The organism is Micromonospora sp. NPDC047730, from assembly GCF_043204765.1.
Taxonomy (GTDB): domain Bacteria; phylum Actinomycetota; class Actinomycetes; order Mycobacteriales; family Micromonosporaceae; genus Micromonospora.
In genome coordinates, this window is record NZ_JBIDCU010000002.1 from 128,720 (window position 1) to 145,260 (window position 16,541).

Annotated in this window: 16 protein-coding genes; all 16 read left to right on the forward strand. The window is 72.6% G+C overall.

Going from position 1 to position 16,541, the window contains the following annotated elements:
* The first annotated feature begins 88 nt into the window (after positions 1-88).
* The gene (locus ACGF5G_RS06040; protein ID WP_393260619.1) at positions 89-478 is read left to right on the forward strand and encodes a hypothetical protein; all 390 of its coding nucleotides are present in this window, start codon (positions 89-91) and stop codon (positions 476-478) included.
* Position 479: 1 nt separating this feature from the next.
* Positions 480-2,120, forward strand: a complete 1,641-nt coding sequence (locus ACGF5G_RS06045) for a cation acetate symporter (protein ID WP_393259409.1) — start codon at positions 480-482, stop codon at positions 2,118-2,120.
* Between the two features lie 96 nt (positions 2,121-2,216).
* Positions 2,217-2,981, forward strand: coding sequence for an ABC transporter ATP-binding protein (locus ACGF5G_RS06050; RefSeq protein ID WP_350702602.1), 765 nt, complete (start codon positions 2,217-2,219; stop codon positions 2,979-2,981).
* Complete coding sequence (locus ACGF5G_RS06055; protein WP_393259411.1) at positions 2,966-4,666, forward strand: ABC transporter permease; 1,701 nt, start codon at positions 2,966-2,968, stop codon at positions 4,664-4,666. Before ACGF5G_RS06050 ends, ACGF5G_RS06055 begins: the two co-directional genes overlap by 16 nt.
* A 101-nt stretch (positions 4,667-4,767) precedes the next feature.
* Positions 4,768-5,322, forward strand: coding sequence for a SigE family RNA polymerase sigma factor (locus tag ACGF5G_RS06060; protein ID WP_393259413.1), 555 nt, complete (start codon positions 4,768-4,770; stop codon positions 5,320-5,322).
* Complete coding sequence (locus ACGF5G_RS06065; RefSeq protein WP_393259415.1) at positions 5,315-6,571, forward strand: hypothetical protein; 1,257 nt, start codon at positions 5,315-5,317, stop codon at positions 6,569-6,571. The genes ACGF5G_RS06060 and ACGF5G_RS06065 overlap by 8 nt, the downstream gene beginning before the upstream one ends.
* Before the next feature lie 68 nt (positions 6,572-6,639).
* Positions 6,640-7,128, forward strand: coding sequence for an SRPBCC family protein (locus ACGF5G_RS06070; protein ID WP_393259417.1), 489 nt, complete (start codon positions 6,640-6,642; stop codon positions 7,126-7,128).
* Positions 7,129-7,253: 125 nt separating this feature from the next.
* The gene (locus ACGF5G_RS06075) at positions 7,254-7,853 is read left to right on the forward strand and encodes a flavin reductase family protein (protein WP_393260622.1); all 600 of its coding nucleotides are present in this window, start codon (positions 7,254-7,256) and stop codon (positions 7,851-7,853) included.
* Positions 7,854-8,292: 439 nt separating this feature from the next.
* A complete protein-coding gene (locus ACGF5G_RS06080; RefSeq protein ID WP_350702596.1) occupies positions 8,293-8,664 on the forward strand; it encodes a DUF485 domain-containing protein in 372 nt (123 codons plus the stop codon).
* Positions 8,642-10,315 carry a cation acetate symporter gene (locus ACGF5G_RS06085; RefSeq protein ID WP_393259419.1) on the forward strand — a complete coding sequence of 558 codons (1,674 nt, stop codon included), beginning with the start codon at positions 8,642-8,644 and terminating at the stop codon, positions 10,313-10,315. Before ACGF5G_RS06080 ends, ACGF5G_RS06085 begins: the two co-directional genes overlap by 23 nt.
* A gap of 86 nt (positions 10,316-10,401) precedes the next feature.
* A complete protein-coding gene (locus tag ACGF5G_RS06090; RefSeq protein WP_393259421.1) occupies positions 10,402-11,379 on the forward strand; it encodes a UDP-glucuronic acid decarboxylase family protein in 978 nt (325 codons plus the stop codon).
* Positions 11,380-11,457: 78 nt separating this feature from the next.
* Entirely contained in the window at positions 11,458-12,696 is a 1,239-nt protein-coding gene (locus ACGF5G_RS06095) for an LCP family protein (protein ID WP_393259423.1), read from the forward strand.
* Positions 12,697-12,931: 235 nt separating this feature from the next.
* Positions 12,932-14,125 carry an LCP family protein gene (locus tag ACGF5G_RS06100; protein WP_393259424.1) on the forward strand — a complete coding sequence of 398 codons (1,194 nt, stop codon included), beginning with the start codon at positions 12,932-12,934 and terminating at the stop codon, positions 14,123-14,125.
* 236 nt (positions 14,126-14,361) lie between these two features.
* Positions 14,362-15,300, forward strand: a complete 939-nt coding sequence (locus tag ACGF5G_RS06105) for an LCP family protein (protein ID WP_393260624.1) — start codon at positions 14,362-14,364, stop codon at positions 15,298-15,300.
* Positions 15,301-15,383: 83 nt separating this feature from the next.
* The gene (locus ACGF5G_RS06110) at positions 15,384-15,719 is read left to right on the forward strand and encodes a rhodanese-like domain-containing protein (protein ID WP_357698375.1); all 336 of its coding nucleotides are present in this window, start codon (positions 15,384-15,386) and stop codon (positions 15,717-15,719) included.
* 9 nt (positions 15,720-15,728) lie between these two features.
* On the forward strand, positions 15,729-16,520 hold the full coding sequence (locus ACGF5G_RS06115; RefSeq protein ID WP_393259426.1) for a glycerophosphodiester phosphodiesterase: 792 nt from the start codon (positions 15,729-15,731) through the stop codon (positions 16,518-16,520).
* Positions 16,521-16,541: the final 21 nt, after the last annotated feature.

The window sequence follows — 16,541 nt, forward strand, 5'->3', positions numbered from 1 at the left end:
GACTGCCGGGGTGGCCGCTGCCGACGATCCCGTCCCGGCGCCCCGGTCGGGCCGGCCCGAAACGCCGGGGCGGACGGGCCGGCCCGTGGTGCCGCGGCAGACTCCCGCCGCCCAGCCCCGGGCCCGGATCGTGCTGGCCGAGGTGTCCCGCCGCGAGGACCGGGCGCAGCGCACCCGCGCCGAGCTGGCCCAGCAGACCCGGGTCGGCGAGGCGCTCGTCCGGGGGCTGGTCCGGGCCCAGCTCGCGCTGGCCCTGCGGCTCTCCCTGGTGGTGGCGATCGGGCTCGGCGGGTTGCCGTGGCTGTTCGCCATCGCGCCCGACGTCGGCCGGATCACCGTGCTCGGCGTCAATCTGCCCTGGCTGTTGCTCGGCGTGGTCTCGTTCCCGTTCCTGATCGCGGTCGGCTGGGCGTACGTGCGGCTCGCCGAACGGAACGAGCAGGACTTCACCGACCTGGTCCAGCGGCCGGAGCGCTGACGTGGGCAACGATCTCGTCGTCCCGGCGATCGTGGCGGTCACCCTGGTCACCGTCGGCATCGGCTTCTACGGGCTGCGGCTGGCCCGCACCACCTCCGACTTCCTGGTCGCCTCGCGGGCGATCAGCCCGACCTGGAACGCCGCCGCGATCGGCGGGGAGTACCTCTCGGCGGCGAGCTTCCTCGGCGTCGCCGGGCTGATCCTCAAGTACGGCGTCGACGTGCTCTGGTACCCGGTGGGCTTCGCCGCTGGCTACCTCGCGCTGCTGCTCTTCGTGGCCGCGCCGCTGCGCCGCTCCGGCGCGTTCACCCTGCCGGACTTCTGCGAGCTGCGGCTCGGCTCGCGCCGGCTACGCACCCTCGCCACCGCCTTCGTGATCTTCATCGGCTGGCTCTACCTGGTGCCGCAGCTCCAGGGGGCGGGGCTGACGCTGGCCACGGTGACCGGCTCGCCGTACCCCCTGGGGGCCCTGCTGGTGGCCGTGGTGGTCACCGCGAACGTGGCGCTCGGCGGCATGCGCGCGATCACCTTCGTCCAGGCCTTCCAGTACTGGCTGAAGCTGACCGCGCTCGCCGTACCGGCGATCTTCCTGGCGTTGCAGTGGCAGGCCGACGCCCGGCCGGCGGTGACCCCGCCCGACGGGCCGACGTTCCGGACCGCGACCACCGTCGTGGTCGAGCACCGCGCGACCCTCACCCTTCCCGACGGCCAGATCCGGGAGGTACGCCCCGGCGACGAGCTGTCGTTCGCCGCCGGTGACCCGGTGCCGGAGGTCTCCGGGGTGGCCACCGACGCGGCCGACTGGCTGCTGCCGAGCACCGCCGGGGACGACGACCGGGGCCTGTTCGCGACCTACTCGCTGATCCTGGCCACCTTCCTCGGCACCATGGGGCTGCCGCACGTGCTGGTGCGTTTCTACACCAACCCGGACGGCGCGGCCGCCCGGCGCACCACGCTGGTGGTGCTGGCTCTGGTCGGCGCGTTCTACCTGCTGCCCACCATCTACGGGGTGCTCGGCCGGATCTACACCCCGCAACTGCTCGTCACCGGCCAGACGGACGCGGTGGTGGTGCTGCTGCCCGGCGCCGCGCTGGGCGACGGGGCGACCGGGCGGCTGCTCGCCGCGCTGGTCGCGGCCGGCGCGTTCGCGGCCTTCCTGTCCACCTCGTCCGGGCTGCTCACCAGCGTCGCCGGGGTGATCTCGACCGACGTGCTCGGCCGGGGCTCGGTCCGCGGGTTCCGGCTGGCCACGGTGATCGCCGGCGGCGTGCCGGCGGTGCTCGCGCTCAACCTCGCCGGGCTGGACGTGTCCCAGGTGGTCGGGCTGGCGTTCGCGGTCGCCGCGTCCAGCTTCTGCCCACTGCTGGTGCTGGGCATCTGGTGGCGCGGGCTGACCGACCTCGGCGCCGCCGCCGGGATCCTGGTCGGCGGCGGCGCCGCCGTCGGGGCGGTCCTGGTCACCGTGCTCGGCCCGCCACTCTCCGGTTGGCCGGCCACGCTCACCGCGCAGCCGGCCGCGTGGACGGTGCCGCTGGCCTTCACCGTGATGGTGGCGGTCTCCGTGGCGACCCGCCGCCGGGCTCCGGCCGACGTCGGGGCCACCATGCTCCGGCTGCACACGCCGGAGGCGCTGCGGCTGTGAGCGACCGCCGCCACGCCCCGGGTACGTCTCGGGGATGATCGGGGATCATCCTGCGGCCGGACCGGTGGCCGGCCGATGCCGGATACGGTCGGACGCATGACTGCTGAGCACCCAGCTCTCTCCCTCCGTGGCCTGGCCAAACAGTTCGACGGCAAGGTCGCGGTGGCCGGTGTCGACCTGGATGTCCCGGCCGGCTCCTTCTACGGCCTGCTCGGCCCGAACGGCGCCGGCAAGACGACCACCCTGTCCATGGCGGTCGGCCTGCTCCGGCCCGACGCCGGTGGGGCGTGGGTGCTGGGGCACGACGTCTGGGCCGACCCGGTGGCCGCGAAGCAGCTGCTCGGCGTGATGCCGGACGGCGTACGCCTCTTCGACCGGCTCAGCGGCGCGGAGCTGCTCGCGTACCACGGCCTGCTGCGGGGCATGGACCCGGCGGTGGTCGACCAGCGGGCGGCGGAGCTGCTGGACGTGCTCGCGCTCGGCGACGCCGGGCGGACCCTGGTGGTCGACTACTCCGCCGGCATGAAGAAGAAGATCGGCCTGGCCTGCGCGCTGCTGCACGGGCCCCGGCTGCTCGTGCTGGACGAGCCCTTCGAGGCGGTCGACCCGGTGTCGGCCGCGCTGATCCGGGACATCCTGCACCGGTACGTGACCGGGGGCGGGACGGTCGTCTTCTCCAGCCACGTCATGGAGGTCGTCGAGCGGCTCTGCTCGCACGTGGCGATCCTGGCGGCGGGCACCATCAAGCGGGTCGGCACCATCGACGAGGTGCGCGGTGGCCGGCCGCTGGAGCAGGTCTTCGTCGAGGTGGTCGGCGGCCGCACGGCGACCGGTGAGGAGCTGGCGTGGCTGTCGCGGTGACGCACCCGGCCAGCCCGACGACGGCGGTCCGACGGGTCTCCGCCCGACACTTCGTCCGCCTCAAGCTGCGGGTGATGGGCAACAACTTCCGGGGCCAGGGCTGGCGGGTCGGCCTCTTCGTGGCCGGCGTGCTGGCCGGCCTCTGGCTCGGCGGCACCGGCTTCTTCCTCTTCGCCGCGCCCGGCCTGGCCGACGGGGGCCGCTACGCGCTGATGGTCGCCTCCCTCGGCGGCGGCTTGGCCGTGCTCGGCTGGCTGCTGCTGCCGCTGGTCTTCTTCGGGGTGGACGAGACGCTGGACCCGGCCCGGTTCGCGTTGCTGCCGCTGCCCCGCCGCACGCTGGTCACCGGGCTCTTCGCCGCCGCCTTCGTCAGCGTCCCCACGCTCGCGGTGCTGCTGGCCCTCTCCGGGCTGGTGGTCACCGCCGGGGCGCTGGGCGGCTGGTCCGCCGCCGCGGTGATGTCGGTCGGGGTGGTCGCCGGGCTCCTGCTCTGTGTCGCCGGGGCCCGGGCGGTCACCAGCGCGTTCGCCACGGCGCTGCGGTCCCGCCGGGTCCGTGACCTGGCCGCCGTGCTGCTCGCCGTGCTCGCCGCGCTGCTCGGCCCGTTGCAGCTCGCGGGCGTCGCCGCCCTCGGGGACGCGGACTGGGACCGGCTCGACGGCGTGGCCGAGGTGATCGGCTGGACGCCGTTCGGCGCCCCCTGGACGGCCGGCATCGACGTGGCCGAGGGCCGCGCCTGGGCCGCCCCGGTGAAGCTGCTGATCACGGCGGCGGCGATTGTCGCGCTGCTGGCCTGGTGGTCCCGCTCGCTCGAGTCGGCCATGGTGGGCGCGGCCAGCGCCAGCCCGGCCCGGGACCGACGCGGCGTGGCCGGCGGGGCGGTCGCCCAACTCTTCCCGCGCGTGGTCGGCTGGGCCCGCCGGGACCGGTTCGGCGCGCTGGTCGCCCGGGAGGCCCGCTACTGGTGGCGGGACGCCCGGCGGCGGGCCAACCTGATCACCGTCGCGGTCGTCGGTCTCTTCGTGCCGGTCATGGTCAACCTCGGCGGCTCGGGCTTCAGCGTGGGGGCGGAGCAGGGGTTCACCGTCCCCGACACGGCGTCGCCGGTGCTGGTCAGCCTGTCGATGCTCTTCGTGGGCCTGCTCGCCGCGATCACCCTGGCCAACCAGTTCGGCTTCGACGGCAGCGCGTACGCCGCAAACGTGGTGGCGGGCGTGCCGGGGCAGGTGGAACTGCGCGCCCGGATGGCCGCGTTCTCGATCTACCTGCTGCCGATGCTGGCGGTGATCTCCGTGGTCGTGGCGGTGGTCCTCGGCGAGCCCGGCTGGATCGGGCTGATGGCGGGCACCCTGATCGCCACCTACGGCGTGGGGCTCGCCGTCAACTCCTTCGTCTCGGTGCTCGGGGCGTACTCGCTGCCGGAGACGAGCAACCCGTTCGCACTGAACAGCGGCGCCGGGGTGGCGAAGAGCTTCCTCACCCTGCTGTCCATGCTCGCCTCGGCGGTCGCCGCGGTGCCGATGGTGGTGGCCGCCGGGCTGCTCGGCGACGTCTGGCTCTGGCTGGCCCTGCCGGTCGGCGCGGCGTACGGGCTGGGCGCCGCGCTGCTCGGCGCGTACCTGGCCGGCGACGTGCTGGACCGCCGCATGCCCGAACTGCTCGCCACGGTGACCCCGCGCCGCTGACGCGAAGGCGACACCCAACCGGCTGCAACCTGCACCGCCCACCCGGGGTGTGCTGGGCAGAGCCGCGACCACGCGGCGAAAGCAGCAGGGGAGGCGCCATCGTGATGGTGCGGGAGCACGACCCCGGCGACGTCCGGGAGAAGCTGTCACCCACGGCCACGGGGGCCGTGGGCGACAGCTTCGAGGAGTTCTACGCGGCGAACTTCCAACCGCTGATGCTTCAGCTGTACGCGTACACGGCCGACGTCGGCCAGGCGCAGGACGCCGTGCAGGAGGCGTTCAGCCGCGCCTGGGCCCGGTGGGACCGGTTGGTCCGGTACGAGCGCCCGGCGGCCTGGGTGCGCACGGTCGCCATGAACGTGGTGCGCAACCGGTGGCGCCGGCTGCGGGCCGCCCGCGTCCACGCGAGGTTCCATCGCGAAGAAGTGGTCGAGGGCCCCGGTCCGGAACGGGTCGCGCTCGCCCGCGCCCTCGCGACCCTGCCCGAGACCCAGCGGCGAGCCGTCGTGCTTTTCCACGTGGCCGACCTCAGCATCGCCGACATCGCCGACCAGGAGGGGGTCGCCCCCGGGACGGTGAAGTCCTGGCTACACCGGGGCCGCACCGCGCTCGCCGCCGCCCTCTCCGAATCGCGGACGGAGGAGCCTCATGTCTGAGCACGACACTTCACCGAACCTGGACGACCTCTTCGCCGCCTACACCTCCGGCGGCCCGCTGGTGGTGCCGCCCGGCGTCGCGGCCGCACGTCAGGTCGCCCGCCGGCGCCGTACGGCCCGGATCGTCGCCTCCGGCGTGCTGGCGGCGGTGCTGGTGGCCACCCCGGCGTTCGCCGGCACCTGGCTCGACCGGGAACCTCCGGTGCCACCGGCCGGGACCCCCACGCCCACCTCGCCTGCCACCACGGCACCCACCCCGTCGATCTGCAACAGCGCGTTCGCCATTCGCTGCGAGAGCCCGTCGGTGACGTCGAGCCCCGCCGCGCCGCCCCCGAACGGGCGGATCGGTGAGAAGGAGCTCGGCAACGCCACCCTCGACCTGCCGGCCTGGCCGGCGTACCTGAGGGAGCACTGCCCGGCGGGACGGGTACGGTTCTCGGACGGCCGCGCCCAGCTCTCGCCCGACGCGGACCTCCAGGTCAAGATTCTCCAGGTCGTCCACGCCGACCTGGATCGCGACGGGGCACCGGAGACCGCCGCGCTGATCAACTGCGGCGGGCTGGAGATGAGCGAGTCACGGGTGCTGGCGTTCGACCGGAACCAGTCCGACGCCATCGTGACGACGGGCCTGGTGGTCGCCGAGACCGGCGACATCGCGGGCATCCACCGGATCCGGCCGGCTGGTTCCGCCGTGGAGGCGGAGGTGGTCGACTTCTCGAGCGACGGCATCCCGGACAGCCTCGCGCAGCACCAATGGCGGGCCTACTCCTGGTCGGGCGCGAGTTTCGTCCAGTCGGGCGGGCCCACCGTCTTCCCGGCCAACCCGCGGATCACCGACCTGTCGATCAGCGGCGGCCAGCTGCGACTCGCCCGGGTGGACGATGATCAGGCGGAGGGCGTCCTCAGCCTGATCATCGGCAACCAAGGACCGCAGCCGGCTACGGAACCGCAGGTGAGGGTGCATTTTCCGGCAGGGTTCGACGTCACCCCGCTTCCCAGGGGTTGCAGCAGGTTCGTCTCCAGCGACCACACGATCACCCTCACCTGTCGCTTGGCGGCGCTGGCGGTCACGGAGACCGTGGCGCTCGACCTGTCCGTCTCGGTCCGACGCCCCGGGCTGGGTGCCGGCAAGGCCGGTGAGTACCGGGCGACGGTGTTCTGGAGTGGGAGTGAGGGGGCCACCTATCCGGAGCCGAACGGCACCCACAGGAACAGCCTCGTGACCGGCAGCCTGATCGTGACCGACTGAGCCGCACTCGGCCGGACCGCCCGGCAACCCGTGCCGTACGGGTTGCCGGGCGGCGGCACAATGGCCGGATGCCCGTCGTCGAGGCGGTGGCGACCGTGCCGGTGCCACCCGAGTTGGCCTTCGCGGTCTCGCAGACCACCGCGCCGGTGCGCTACCGCTGGGATCCGTTCGTCCGGGAGCAGCGACTCGTCGACGGGGCGACCCGCCCCGGCAAGGGCGTTCGCACCTTCACCCGCTCCCGACACGGGCTGACCATGGTCAGCGAGTACGTCTCCTGGGCGCCACCGAGCCACGTCGGCATGAAGATGGTGAGCGGCCCGTGGTTCTTCGAGATGTTCGCCGGCGGCTGGCGCTTCGCGCCCGCGTCCGAGCCGGGGTGGACGGTCGCCACCTGGCGGTACAGCTTCCGCTGTCGTCCGGCATTCCTGAGTCCGGTCGCCGACCGGGTCGGGGTCTGGCTGCTCCGCCGGGACATCCGCCGCCGGATCGCCGGTTACGCAGCCGGCTGCACCGACCCCGAGGTGCTGGCCGCCGCCCGCCGCACCCTCACCGACTGAACAGCACGCCTCAACCCGAATGCCCGACCGACCTGCCCGAGTGGGTGATGATCAGTTGATGAAAAACCAGGCGTAGACGGCCCTGGGCAGCGGTTTTCCATCAACTGATCACCGGGCCAAGCCGGCTGAGCCGGCTGAGTTGGGCGAGTAGGGGGCGCGGTGGAACGGCACCGGCGGGGGCAGGGGGCGGCACAATGTTTCACGTGAATCATGAGCCGGGCGCCGAGATCCACCACACCGACCCGTTCGCCGTGCCCGCCGGGCAGCGCTCCCCCGTACGCCGGTTGCGGGGCCGGCTGGCCTCGCCGGTGACCCTCTGGACGGCGCCCGGGCCGGCGGGCCTGACGGTGTCGTCGACGCTGGTGGCGGAGGGCGAGCCGGATCGGCTGCTCGGCCTCGTCGACCCGGAGTCGGACCTGTGGGCGGCCGTCGAGTCCGCCGGCCGCTTCGCGGTGGCCCCGCTGAACCCGTCGCACCGGCAGCTCGCCGACCGGTTCGCCGGCCTCTTCCCGTCGCCGGGCGGTCTCTTCGCCACCGGGGCGTGGACCGACACGCCCTACGGTCCGGTGCCGACCGACGCCGGGGGCTGGGCGGGATGCCGGCTCGACGCCGCCCGCGAGTACGGCTGGGGCCTGCTGGTGGAGGCCACCATCGAGGCCGTCGAGCTGACCGGGGAGACGGATCCGCTGCTGCACTACCGGGGCCGGTACCGCGAGCTGACCTGACGAGGACCGCCACGTCCCGGACGACTGGCTGCGGACGACCCGGTCCCGAGCCACCGGTCCGGGGCTCGTCGTGGCCGGCGACCACCGGTTCGGGGCTCGTCGTGGCCGGCGACCACCGGTTCGGGGCTCGTCGTGGCCGGCGACCACCGGTCCGGGGCTCGTCGTGGCCAGCGACCACCGATCCGGGGCTCGTCGTAACCGGCAGCCGCCGGTTCGTGGCTCGTCGTGGCCAGCGGCCACCGGTCCGGAGACGGGACCGGTGTCGGGCCGGTGGTTCGACACCGACGACCGTTCAGCGGAGTGAGCTGCGTCACTCGGCGCAGCCATTGTGCCGTTCGGCGCAGCCGCCGACCGGCGTCGATCTCAGCCTTCCCCGGCGGGGAACGCGCTTTCTACCGTGCGCGAAAACCCCGACGCCTGTGAAGGTGGTGATCCACAAATGTCCACGGACACACCCGCGTCCGCCCCCTCCGCGTCAGCGGCGGACCGGTACCTCGCCGTACAACGGTCGGACGAGTTCGCCGGGTTGCGTCGCGCGCTGCGCGGCTTCGTCTTCCCGATGACCGTCGCCTTCTTCCTGTGGTACGCGCTCTACGTGATCCTGTCCGCGTACGCGCGGGACTTCATGGGTACGAAGCTCTTCGGCAGCAACATCAACGTCGCCCTCGTCTTCGGCCTGCTCCAGTTCGTCTCCACCTTCGTGATCGCCTGGCTCTACTCCCGGTTCGCCGACCGCAGGATCGACCCGGTCGCCGACCGGATCCGCGCCGAGATCGGGGAGGTGACGCATGAACACGGTCCTCGCGGCTGAGGCGGGTAGCACCACGGCCCGCAACCTCACCATCACGCTCTTCCTGGTCTTCGTGGCGGTGACCCTGGCCATCACCATCTGGGCCAGCCGGCAGACCAAGACCGCCACCGACTTCTACGCCGGCGGGCGGTCCTTCTCCGGCTTCCAGAACGGCATGGCGATCGGCGGCGACTACATGTCGGCCGCCTCGTTCCTCGGCATCGCCGGCATCATCGCCCTCTACGGCTACGACGGCTTCCTCTACTCGATCGGCTTCCTGGTCGCCTGGCTGGTGGCCCTGCTGCTGGTCGCGGAGCTGCTGCGGAACTCCGGCCGCTACACGATGGCCGACGTGCTGGCCTTCCGGATGCGCCAGCGCCCGGTGCGTACCGCCGCGGCGGTCTCCACCATCACCGTGTCGATCTTCTACCTGCTGGCCCAGATGGTGGGCGCGGGCGCGCTGGTCGCGTTGCTGCTCGGCATCAAGCCGGGCACCACCTTCCTCGGCATGGACGCGGACACCGCCAAGGTCGCCACCATCATCATGGTCGGCGCCCTGATGATCATCTACGTCACGGTGGGCGGCATGAAGGGCACCACCTACGTGCAGATCGTCAAGGCGTTCCTGCTCATGAGCGGCGCGCTGGTGATGACCGTGCTGGTGCTGGCGCACTACAAGTTCAACCTGTCGTCGCTGCTCGGCGATGCCGCCGCCGCCTCCGGCAAGGGGAGCGCCTTCCTGGAACCCGGGCTGCGGTACGGCGTCGACACGCCCGGCGACGCGCTGAAGACCTTCTACAGCAAGATGGACCTGCTCTCGCTCGGCATCGCGCTGGTGCTCGGCACGGCCGGCCTGCCGCACATCCTGATCCGGTTCTACACCGTCCCGACCGCCAAGGCGGCCCGCAAGAGCGTGCTCTGGGCGATCGGCATCATCGGCACCTTCTACCTGCTGACCCTGGCGCTCGGCTTCGGCGCCGCGGCGCTGGTGGGTGGTGAGGCGATCACGGCACAGGACAAGGCGGGCAACACGGCCGCGCCGCAGCTCGCCGAGGCGCTCGGCATCGACTTCCTCGGCGGCGACCTGGGCGGGGCGACCCTCCTGGCGATCATCGCGGCGGTCGCCTTCGCCACGATCCTGGCCGTGGTGGCCGGCCTGACCCTCGCCTCCTCGTCGAGCCTGGCGCACGACTTCTACGCCAACGTGATCAAGAACGGGGCGGCGTCGGAGCGGCAGGAGGTGCGGGTCGCCCGGGTCTCCGCCCTGGTGATCGGCGCGATCTCGATCGTCCTGTCGATCTACGCGCAGAACCTGAACGTGGCCTTCCTGGTGGCGCTCGCCTTCGCGGTGGCTGCCTCGGGCAACCTGCCGGCGATCCTCTACAGCCTGTTCTGGAAGCGGTTCAACACCTCGGGCGCGGTCTGGGCCATCTACGGCGGCCTGCTCTCCGCCGTCCTGCTGGTGTTCTTCTCGCCGGTGGTCTCGGGGGCGCCCACCTCGATGTTCCCGAACCATGACTGGCAGTGGTTCCCGCTGTCCAACCCGGGCATCCTCTCCATCCCGTTCGGCTTCCTGTGCGGCTGGTTCGGGGCCGTGATCTCGAAGGAGCACGACGAGGAGAAGTACGCCGAGCTGGAGGTGCGCGCACTCACCGGCGCCGGCGCCCACTGACCCCACCCGACGGAGGGGCCCCCGGCGCCGGGGGCCCCTCCCGCCACGCCCGGTGCGGGATCGGGGCGATGGGTAGGCTGACCGGCATGAACGTTGCTGCGCGCTTCGGAACCGGTCACCGCGTCCTCGTCACCGGCGGCGCCGGTTTCGTACCGTCACACCTGGTCGACGCGCTGATCGCCCGCGGCTGCACGGTGGTCGCCCTGGACAACTTCGTCACCGGGTCCAAGGAGAACGTCGCCCACCTGGCGGACGAGCCGAGGTTCACGCTGGTCGAGGCCGACATCTCCGACGGGCTGCCGACCCACCACCCGGCCATGGCCGAGCGGTTCGACGCCATCCTGCACATGGCCTCCCCGGCGAGCCCGACGGACTTCGAGAAGCTGCCGGTGGAGATCCTCCGGGTCGGCTCGGTGGGCACCCTGCACCTGCTGGACCGCGCGGTCGCCGACGGCGCCCGGTTCCTGATGGCCTCCACCTCCGAGGCGTACGGGGACCCGAAGGAGCACCCGCAGCGCGAGACGTACTGGGGCAACGTCAACCCGATCGGCATCCGCAGCGTCTACGACGAGGCGAAGCGCTTCTCCGAGGCGGCCACCATGGCCTACCACCGCAGCCGTGGGCTGGACGCCGCGATCGTCCGGATCTTCAACACGTACGGCCCCCGGATGCGGCCGGACGACGGCCGCGCCATCCCGACGTTCATCTCCCAGGCGCTGCGCGGGGAGCCGATCACCGTGCACGGCACCGGCAACCAGACCCGCTCGATCTGCTACGTGGCGGACCTGGTCCGCGGGATCCTGCTGCTGCTCGACTCCCACGAGACGGGGCCGATCAACTGCGGCACCGAGCACGAGATGAGCATGCGGCAACTCGCCGAGACGATCGTGTCACTCTGCGGCAGCAGCTCCGAGGTGACCTACATCACGCGCAGCGCCGACGACCCGGAGATGCGCCGCCCCGACCTGACCCTCGCCCGTGAACTGCTCGGCTACGAGCCGACCGTGGCGCCCGAAGACGGCCTCCGGCGCACGATCGAGTACTTCCGCGAGCGGCTAGGGTAACCGGCCGCCGGGGCGACGCCGGCAAACGCCGGCTCCGCCTGGAGGCGACTGTGGCCGGACGTACGTACCCTGAGTTACATGTCAGCGACCACGCCCGCCGGTGTCCCGCTCCCGTACCTGCACCGCAGCGCCGGGCGCGCGTCGGTGCCCGGCTCCGGCCGGGACACCGCCGGCCGCGCCCGGCCGGCCGAGGCCCGCTGGTACCCGTCGCCCGACGAGGCGCGGGCCGGCGGCCCGGGTGGCCCGTCGGATCCGGGTGGCCCCGGCGGACCGGGCGGCCCCGGCGGCCCCGACCGCCCGGGGCGGCGCGGCGCGCGTCCCCGGTGGGGCCGGATCGGCCTGGTGGCCGGCGTGGCCGTGCTGGTGCTCGCGCTCCTGGGCGGGGCCGGCGCCTGGTTCTACGCCCGGAGCCTGAACGACGACCTGGCCCGCACCGATCCGTTCTCCGAGATCACCGGCGGCCGGCCGGCCAAGGCGGTGGACGGCGCGCTGAACATCCTGCTGGTCGGCAGCGACTCGCGGGACCCGGACGCCCCGGTGGACCAGTCCAGCAAGTGGCGGGCCGACACGATCATCGTGATGCACATCCCGTCCAACCACCAGCAGGCCTATCTGGTCTCCATCCCCCGCGACCTCTACGTGCCGATCCCCGAGGGGGCCAACGCGGAGTGCGGCTCCGGCCAGCGCGGGAAGATCAACGCGGCGTTCGCGTTCGGCGGGCTGCCGCTGGCCGTCCGGACGGTGGAGTGCTTCACCGACGTGCGGCTCGACCACGTGATGGCGATCGACTTCGCCGGCTTCAAGCAGGTCACCGACGCCCTGGGCGGCGTCGACCTGAAGGTCGAACGGACCATCACCTCGATCCACAAGCCGTACCGGACCTTCACCAAGGGCACCAACCACATGGACGGCGCCGAGGCGCTGGACTGGATCCGGCAGCGCAAGCAGTTCCCGGACGGCGACTTCGCCCGGATGCGCCACCAGCAGGAGTTCCTCCGCGCGCTGATGGACAAGGCGGCGAGCACGGGCACGCTGACCAATCCGAAGAAGCTGAACGACTTCCTCAAGTCGGTGACCGCCGCGGTCACCGTCGACGAGGGCTTCTCGCTGGTCGACATGGCGGTGCAGTTCCGCAACCTGCGGGGCGAGAACCTCACCTTCGTGACCAGCCCGCACGTCGGCAGCCAGACCATCAACGGGGAGTCCGTGGTGGTCTCGGACAAGGAGAAGGCGCTGGCCATGTACAAGGCGATGTCCGCCGACACCATGACCGCGTGGGTGCAGGCCAACCAGAAGGCCGACGGCACCGGGAACTGACCCGCTCCGCATCGGCGCCGGCCCCCACCGTGATCGACGGACGTCGTCGCGGGTCGGGGGCCGGTTTCGCGTTTCCTGTGAGCCAACGGCCGACCGGTCGTATCGATCTGGACGTTTGGACAGTTTTCCTGGATGACGGCGGGGACAACGCCAATTGACGTCCCGACGAACTACCCAGGACGGGAAAGCGTCCGTACAGTGATCCCGCCCCCTGATCACGCGAGCTGGAGCACGCATGCCGGTTCAGACCAGCCGTCGCCCTCCGGCGGTGGAGTCCCCCGGCGGCCCGGCGCGGGCCGCCACGACCACCCCGACCCGGCCCGGGAAGGGCGGTAAGACAGGCGGCGGGCCCGCGAAGAAGCGGTCGCGCCGCAAGGACCCGCTCTGGGCCCGACTCACCCTGATCCTCGGCGCCGTGCTGATGATGACCAGCGGCGTCGCGATCGTCGGCAGCAAGGCCCTGATCAGCAAGGCCACCGGCAGCATCGCCCAGCGCAACCTGCTGGGCGACGCGGGCAAGTCGGACGCCGAGGGCGGTGCCAACCTGGACGGCCCGATCGACATGCTGCTCCTCGGCGTGGACGCCCGGGAGCGGTGGGCCGCCGACGACGTCCGGGCGGACAGCATCATCGTGCTGCACATTCCGGCGACGCACGACCAGGCGTACATGATCTCGATCCCGCGCGACACCGAGGCGGAGATCCCGGGCCACGGGACCGACAAGATCAACGCCGCGTTCCAGTTCGGCGCCCGGAACGGGGGCGGCTGGGAGGGCGGCGCGCAGTTGATGGCCAAGACCATCAAGAAGCTGACCGGGGTCAGCTTCGACGGCATGGCGATCATCAACTTCGGCGGCTTCAAGAACATCATCGACACCCTCGGCTCGGTGCGCATCTGCGTGAGCCAGGAGGTCACGTCGATCCACATGTCGTACGTCGACGGCAAGCCGATGTGGAACGCGGACGCCAAGAAGACCGGCAAGCGGATGACCCCGGTGGTGCACAAGAAGGGCTGCCGGGAGATGGAGGGCTGGGCGGCGCTGGACTACTCCCGGCAGCGCAAGACCCTGAAGAACGGCGACTACGACCGCCAGCAGAACCAGCAGCAGCTGATCAAGGCGATGGCGAAGAAGGCCACGGAGAACGGCACGCTGACCAACCCGCTCAAGCTCAACGAGCTGATCAAGGCGGCCGGCAAGGCGTTCATCCTCGACGCCGGCGGGGTACCCGTCGCGGACTTCGTCTTCACCATGCGCGGCGTCACCGGCAACGACCTGGTCATGCTGAAGACCAACGGCGGCACCTTCCACGGCGACGGCAGCCGGGAGACGCTGAGCCAGGAGACGCTGGACATGTTCGGCGCGGTCAAGCAGGACAAACTGGCCGAGTTCGTCTTCGCCAACCCTCAAGTGATATCCAGCCGCACCTAGCGCCGGCCCTGCCCGGCCCGCCCGAGCGCGCGGCGGCCGGGCAAATTCGGTGAAGCGGCCCGGGAGCACGGAGCCGCCCGTAGCCTGACGTGAGGGAGATTCACGTACGGCCGCGGGGAGGAGTCACGTCCAGATCGGCGCGCGACGGTCGGGCACGGACCGGGGCCGACACCCGGGCCGCCCGGCCGCGCCGCGCCCGCTGGCCCCGCGTCCTGCTCGGCCTCGGCCTGGCCGTGGTGCTGCTGGCCGGGCTCGCCGTGGTCGGCCTCCGGGTGCTCGGCGACCGGTACGAGCGCACCGTGGTGCGGGAGCAGTTGCTCGACCCCACCGCCCGCCGGGAGCGGACCGACCCCGACGGGCCGCTGAACTACCTGCTCGTGGGGACCGACCGGTGGCAGAGCGGCAGCGCGGCGGACCGCCGGTCGGACAGCATCCTCATCGTGCACGTGCCGGCCGGCGGGCGCGAGGCGTACCTCGTCTCCGTCCCCCGGGACCTGCTGGTCGCCATCCCGCCCGGCAACGGCTTCGGCGGCGGGCAGGACAAGGTCAACGCGGCGTACGAGCACGGCGGGGGCGGCGAGCCGGGCACCCGACTGCTCTCGGCCACCCTGGCCCGGCTGACCGGGATCCGCTTCGACGGCGCGGCCCTGATCGACTTCTCCGGCTTCCGTAAGGTCATCGACCTCCTCGGCGGGGTACGCATGTGCGTGGACACCGAGGTCCGCTCGATCCACACCGACCGGGTCTTCCACCCCGGCTGCCAGCAGATGGACGGCGGCGAGGCGCTGGACTACGTCCGCCAACGCTACGACCTGCCCGGCGGTGACTACGACCGACAGACGCACCAGCAGCAACTGCTCCGGGCCCTGCTGGAGCGCACGAGCGAGACGTCGCTGCGGACCAATCCCGTCAAGCTCGACCAGGTGATCCGGGCGGTGGGCAGCTCGCTGACCGTGGACACCAACGGCGTACCGCTGGAGGACCTGGTCCGCGCGCTGCGCGACCTGCCGGCCGACGCGCTGCGCGGCGTGCAGGTCCCCTCCCACCCGCAGACCATCGACCAGGTGTCGTACGTGGTCCTCGACAACGGCGGGAACGGGCTGTTCGAGGCGGTCCGCGGCACCCGGGTGCCGGAGTGGGCCCGGGCCAACCCCCGGTGGGTCACCCGGCTGTGACGCGCAGGATGCCCCACCTCGCCGCACCCGGCCGCACCGACCACCCGCCGACGGTCGGCCGGGCGAGGTTCTAGGCTTGGCGCGTGTTCGGACCCCAGGTTCCCACCGTGACCGTGCCCGAGATCGCCGACGACGCCTACCTGCTCGACGTCCGGGAGGACGACGAGTGGGCCGCCGGCCACGCTCCCGGCGCGCACCACCTGCCGATGATGGAGCTGCCGGCCCGGATCGCGGAGGTCCCCGCCGACCGCGACGTCGCCGTCATCTGCCGCTCCGGCGGGCGCTCCGCCCAGGTCGTCGCCTACCTGATGCGCAACGGCTGGGACCAGGTGCGCAACGTCGCGGGCGGGATGGACGAGTGGGCCGCCGCCGGGAGACCCGTCGTCGGCGGGAACGGGCAGCCGGGCCACGTCCTCTAGGCGGACGGGATGGGCGAACCCCTGGTCTTCGCGCACCGCGGCTCCTCGTACGACCTGCCCGAGCACACCCTCGCCGCCTACCTGCGCGCCCTCGACGAGGGTGCGGACGGGCTGGAGTGCGACGTCCGGCTGACCCGGGACGGGCACCTGGTCTGCGTACACGACCGCCGGCTCGACCGCACCAGCAACGGCCAGGGCCTGGTGAGCACGCGTACCCTCGCCGAGCTGGAGGCGCTGGACTTCGGCTCCTGGCACCCCCGCTGCGTGCCCGCCGACGGGGACGAGGTGCTGGACGAGTCGCACACCCGGCTGCTCACCCTGGAGCGGCTGCTGGACGCGGTGATCGCCGCCGGGCGGCCGGTCCGGCTGCTCGTGGAGACCAAGCACCCCTCCCGCTACGGCGGCGACGTCGAGCGCCGGCTCGTCGCGCTGCTGCGCCGGTACGGCCTGGCCGAGCCGAAACCGGACGATCCGGTACGCGTCACCGTCATGTCGTTCTCCGCGCTGGCCGTACGCCGGACGCGGGAGCTGGCCCCCGCGCTGCCCACGGTGCTGCTGCTGGAGGTGCTGCCGCCCTGGCTGCGGGCGGGGCGGCTGCCCTTCGGCGCCCGGATCGCGGGGCCCGGCGTGGCGCTGGTGCGGGCCCGCCCGCAGCTCGTGCCCGCGTTGCGGGCGGCGGGCAACCAGGTCTACGTGTGGACCGTCAACGAGCCGGCCGACCTGGACCTCGTCCTGTCCGCCGGGGTGGACGGCATCATCACCGACCGGCCGGCGCGCGCGCTGGCCCACCTGGGCCGCTGACCGCGCGCCCGGACCGCGTCC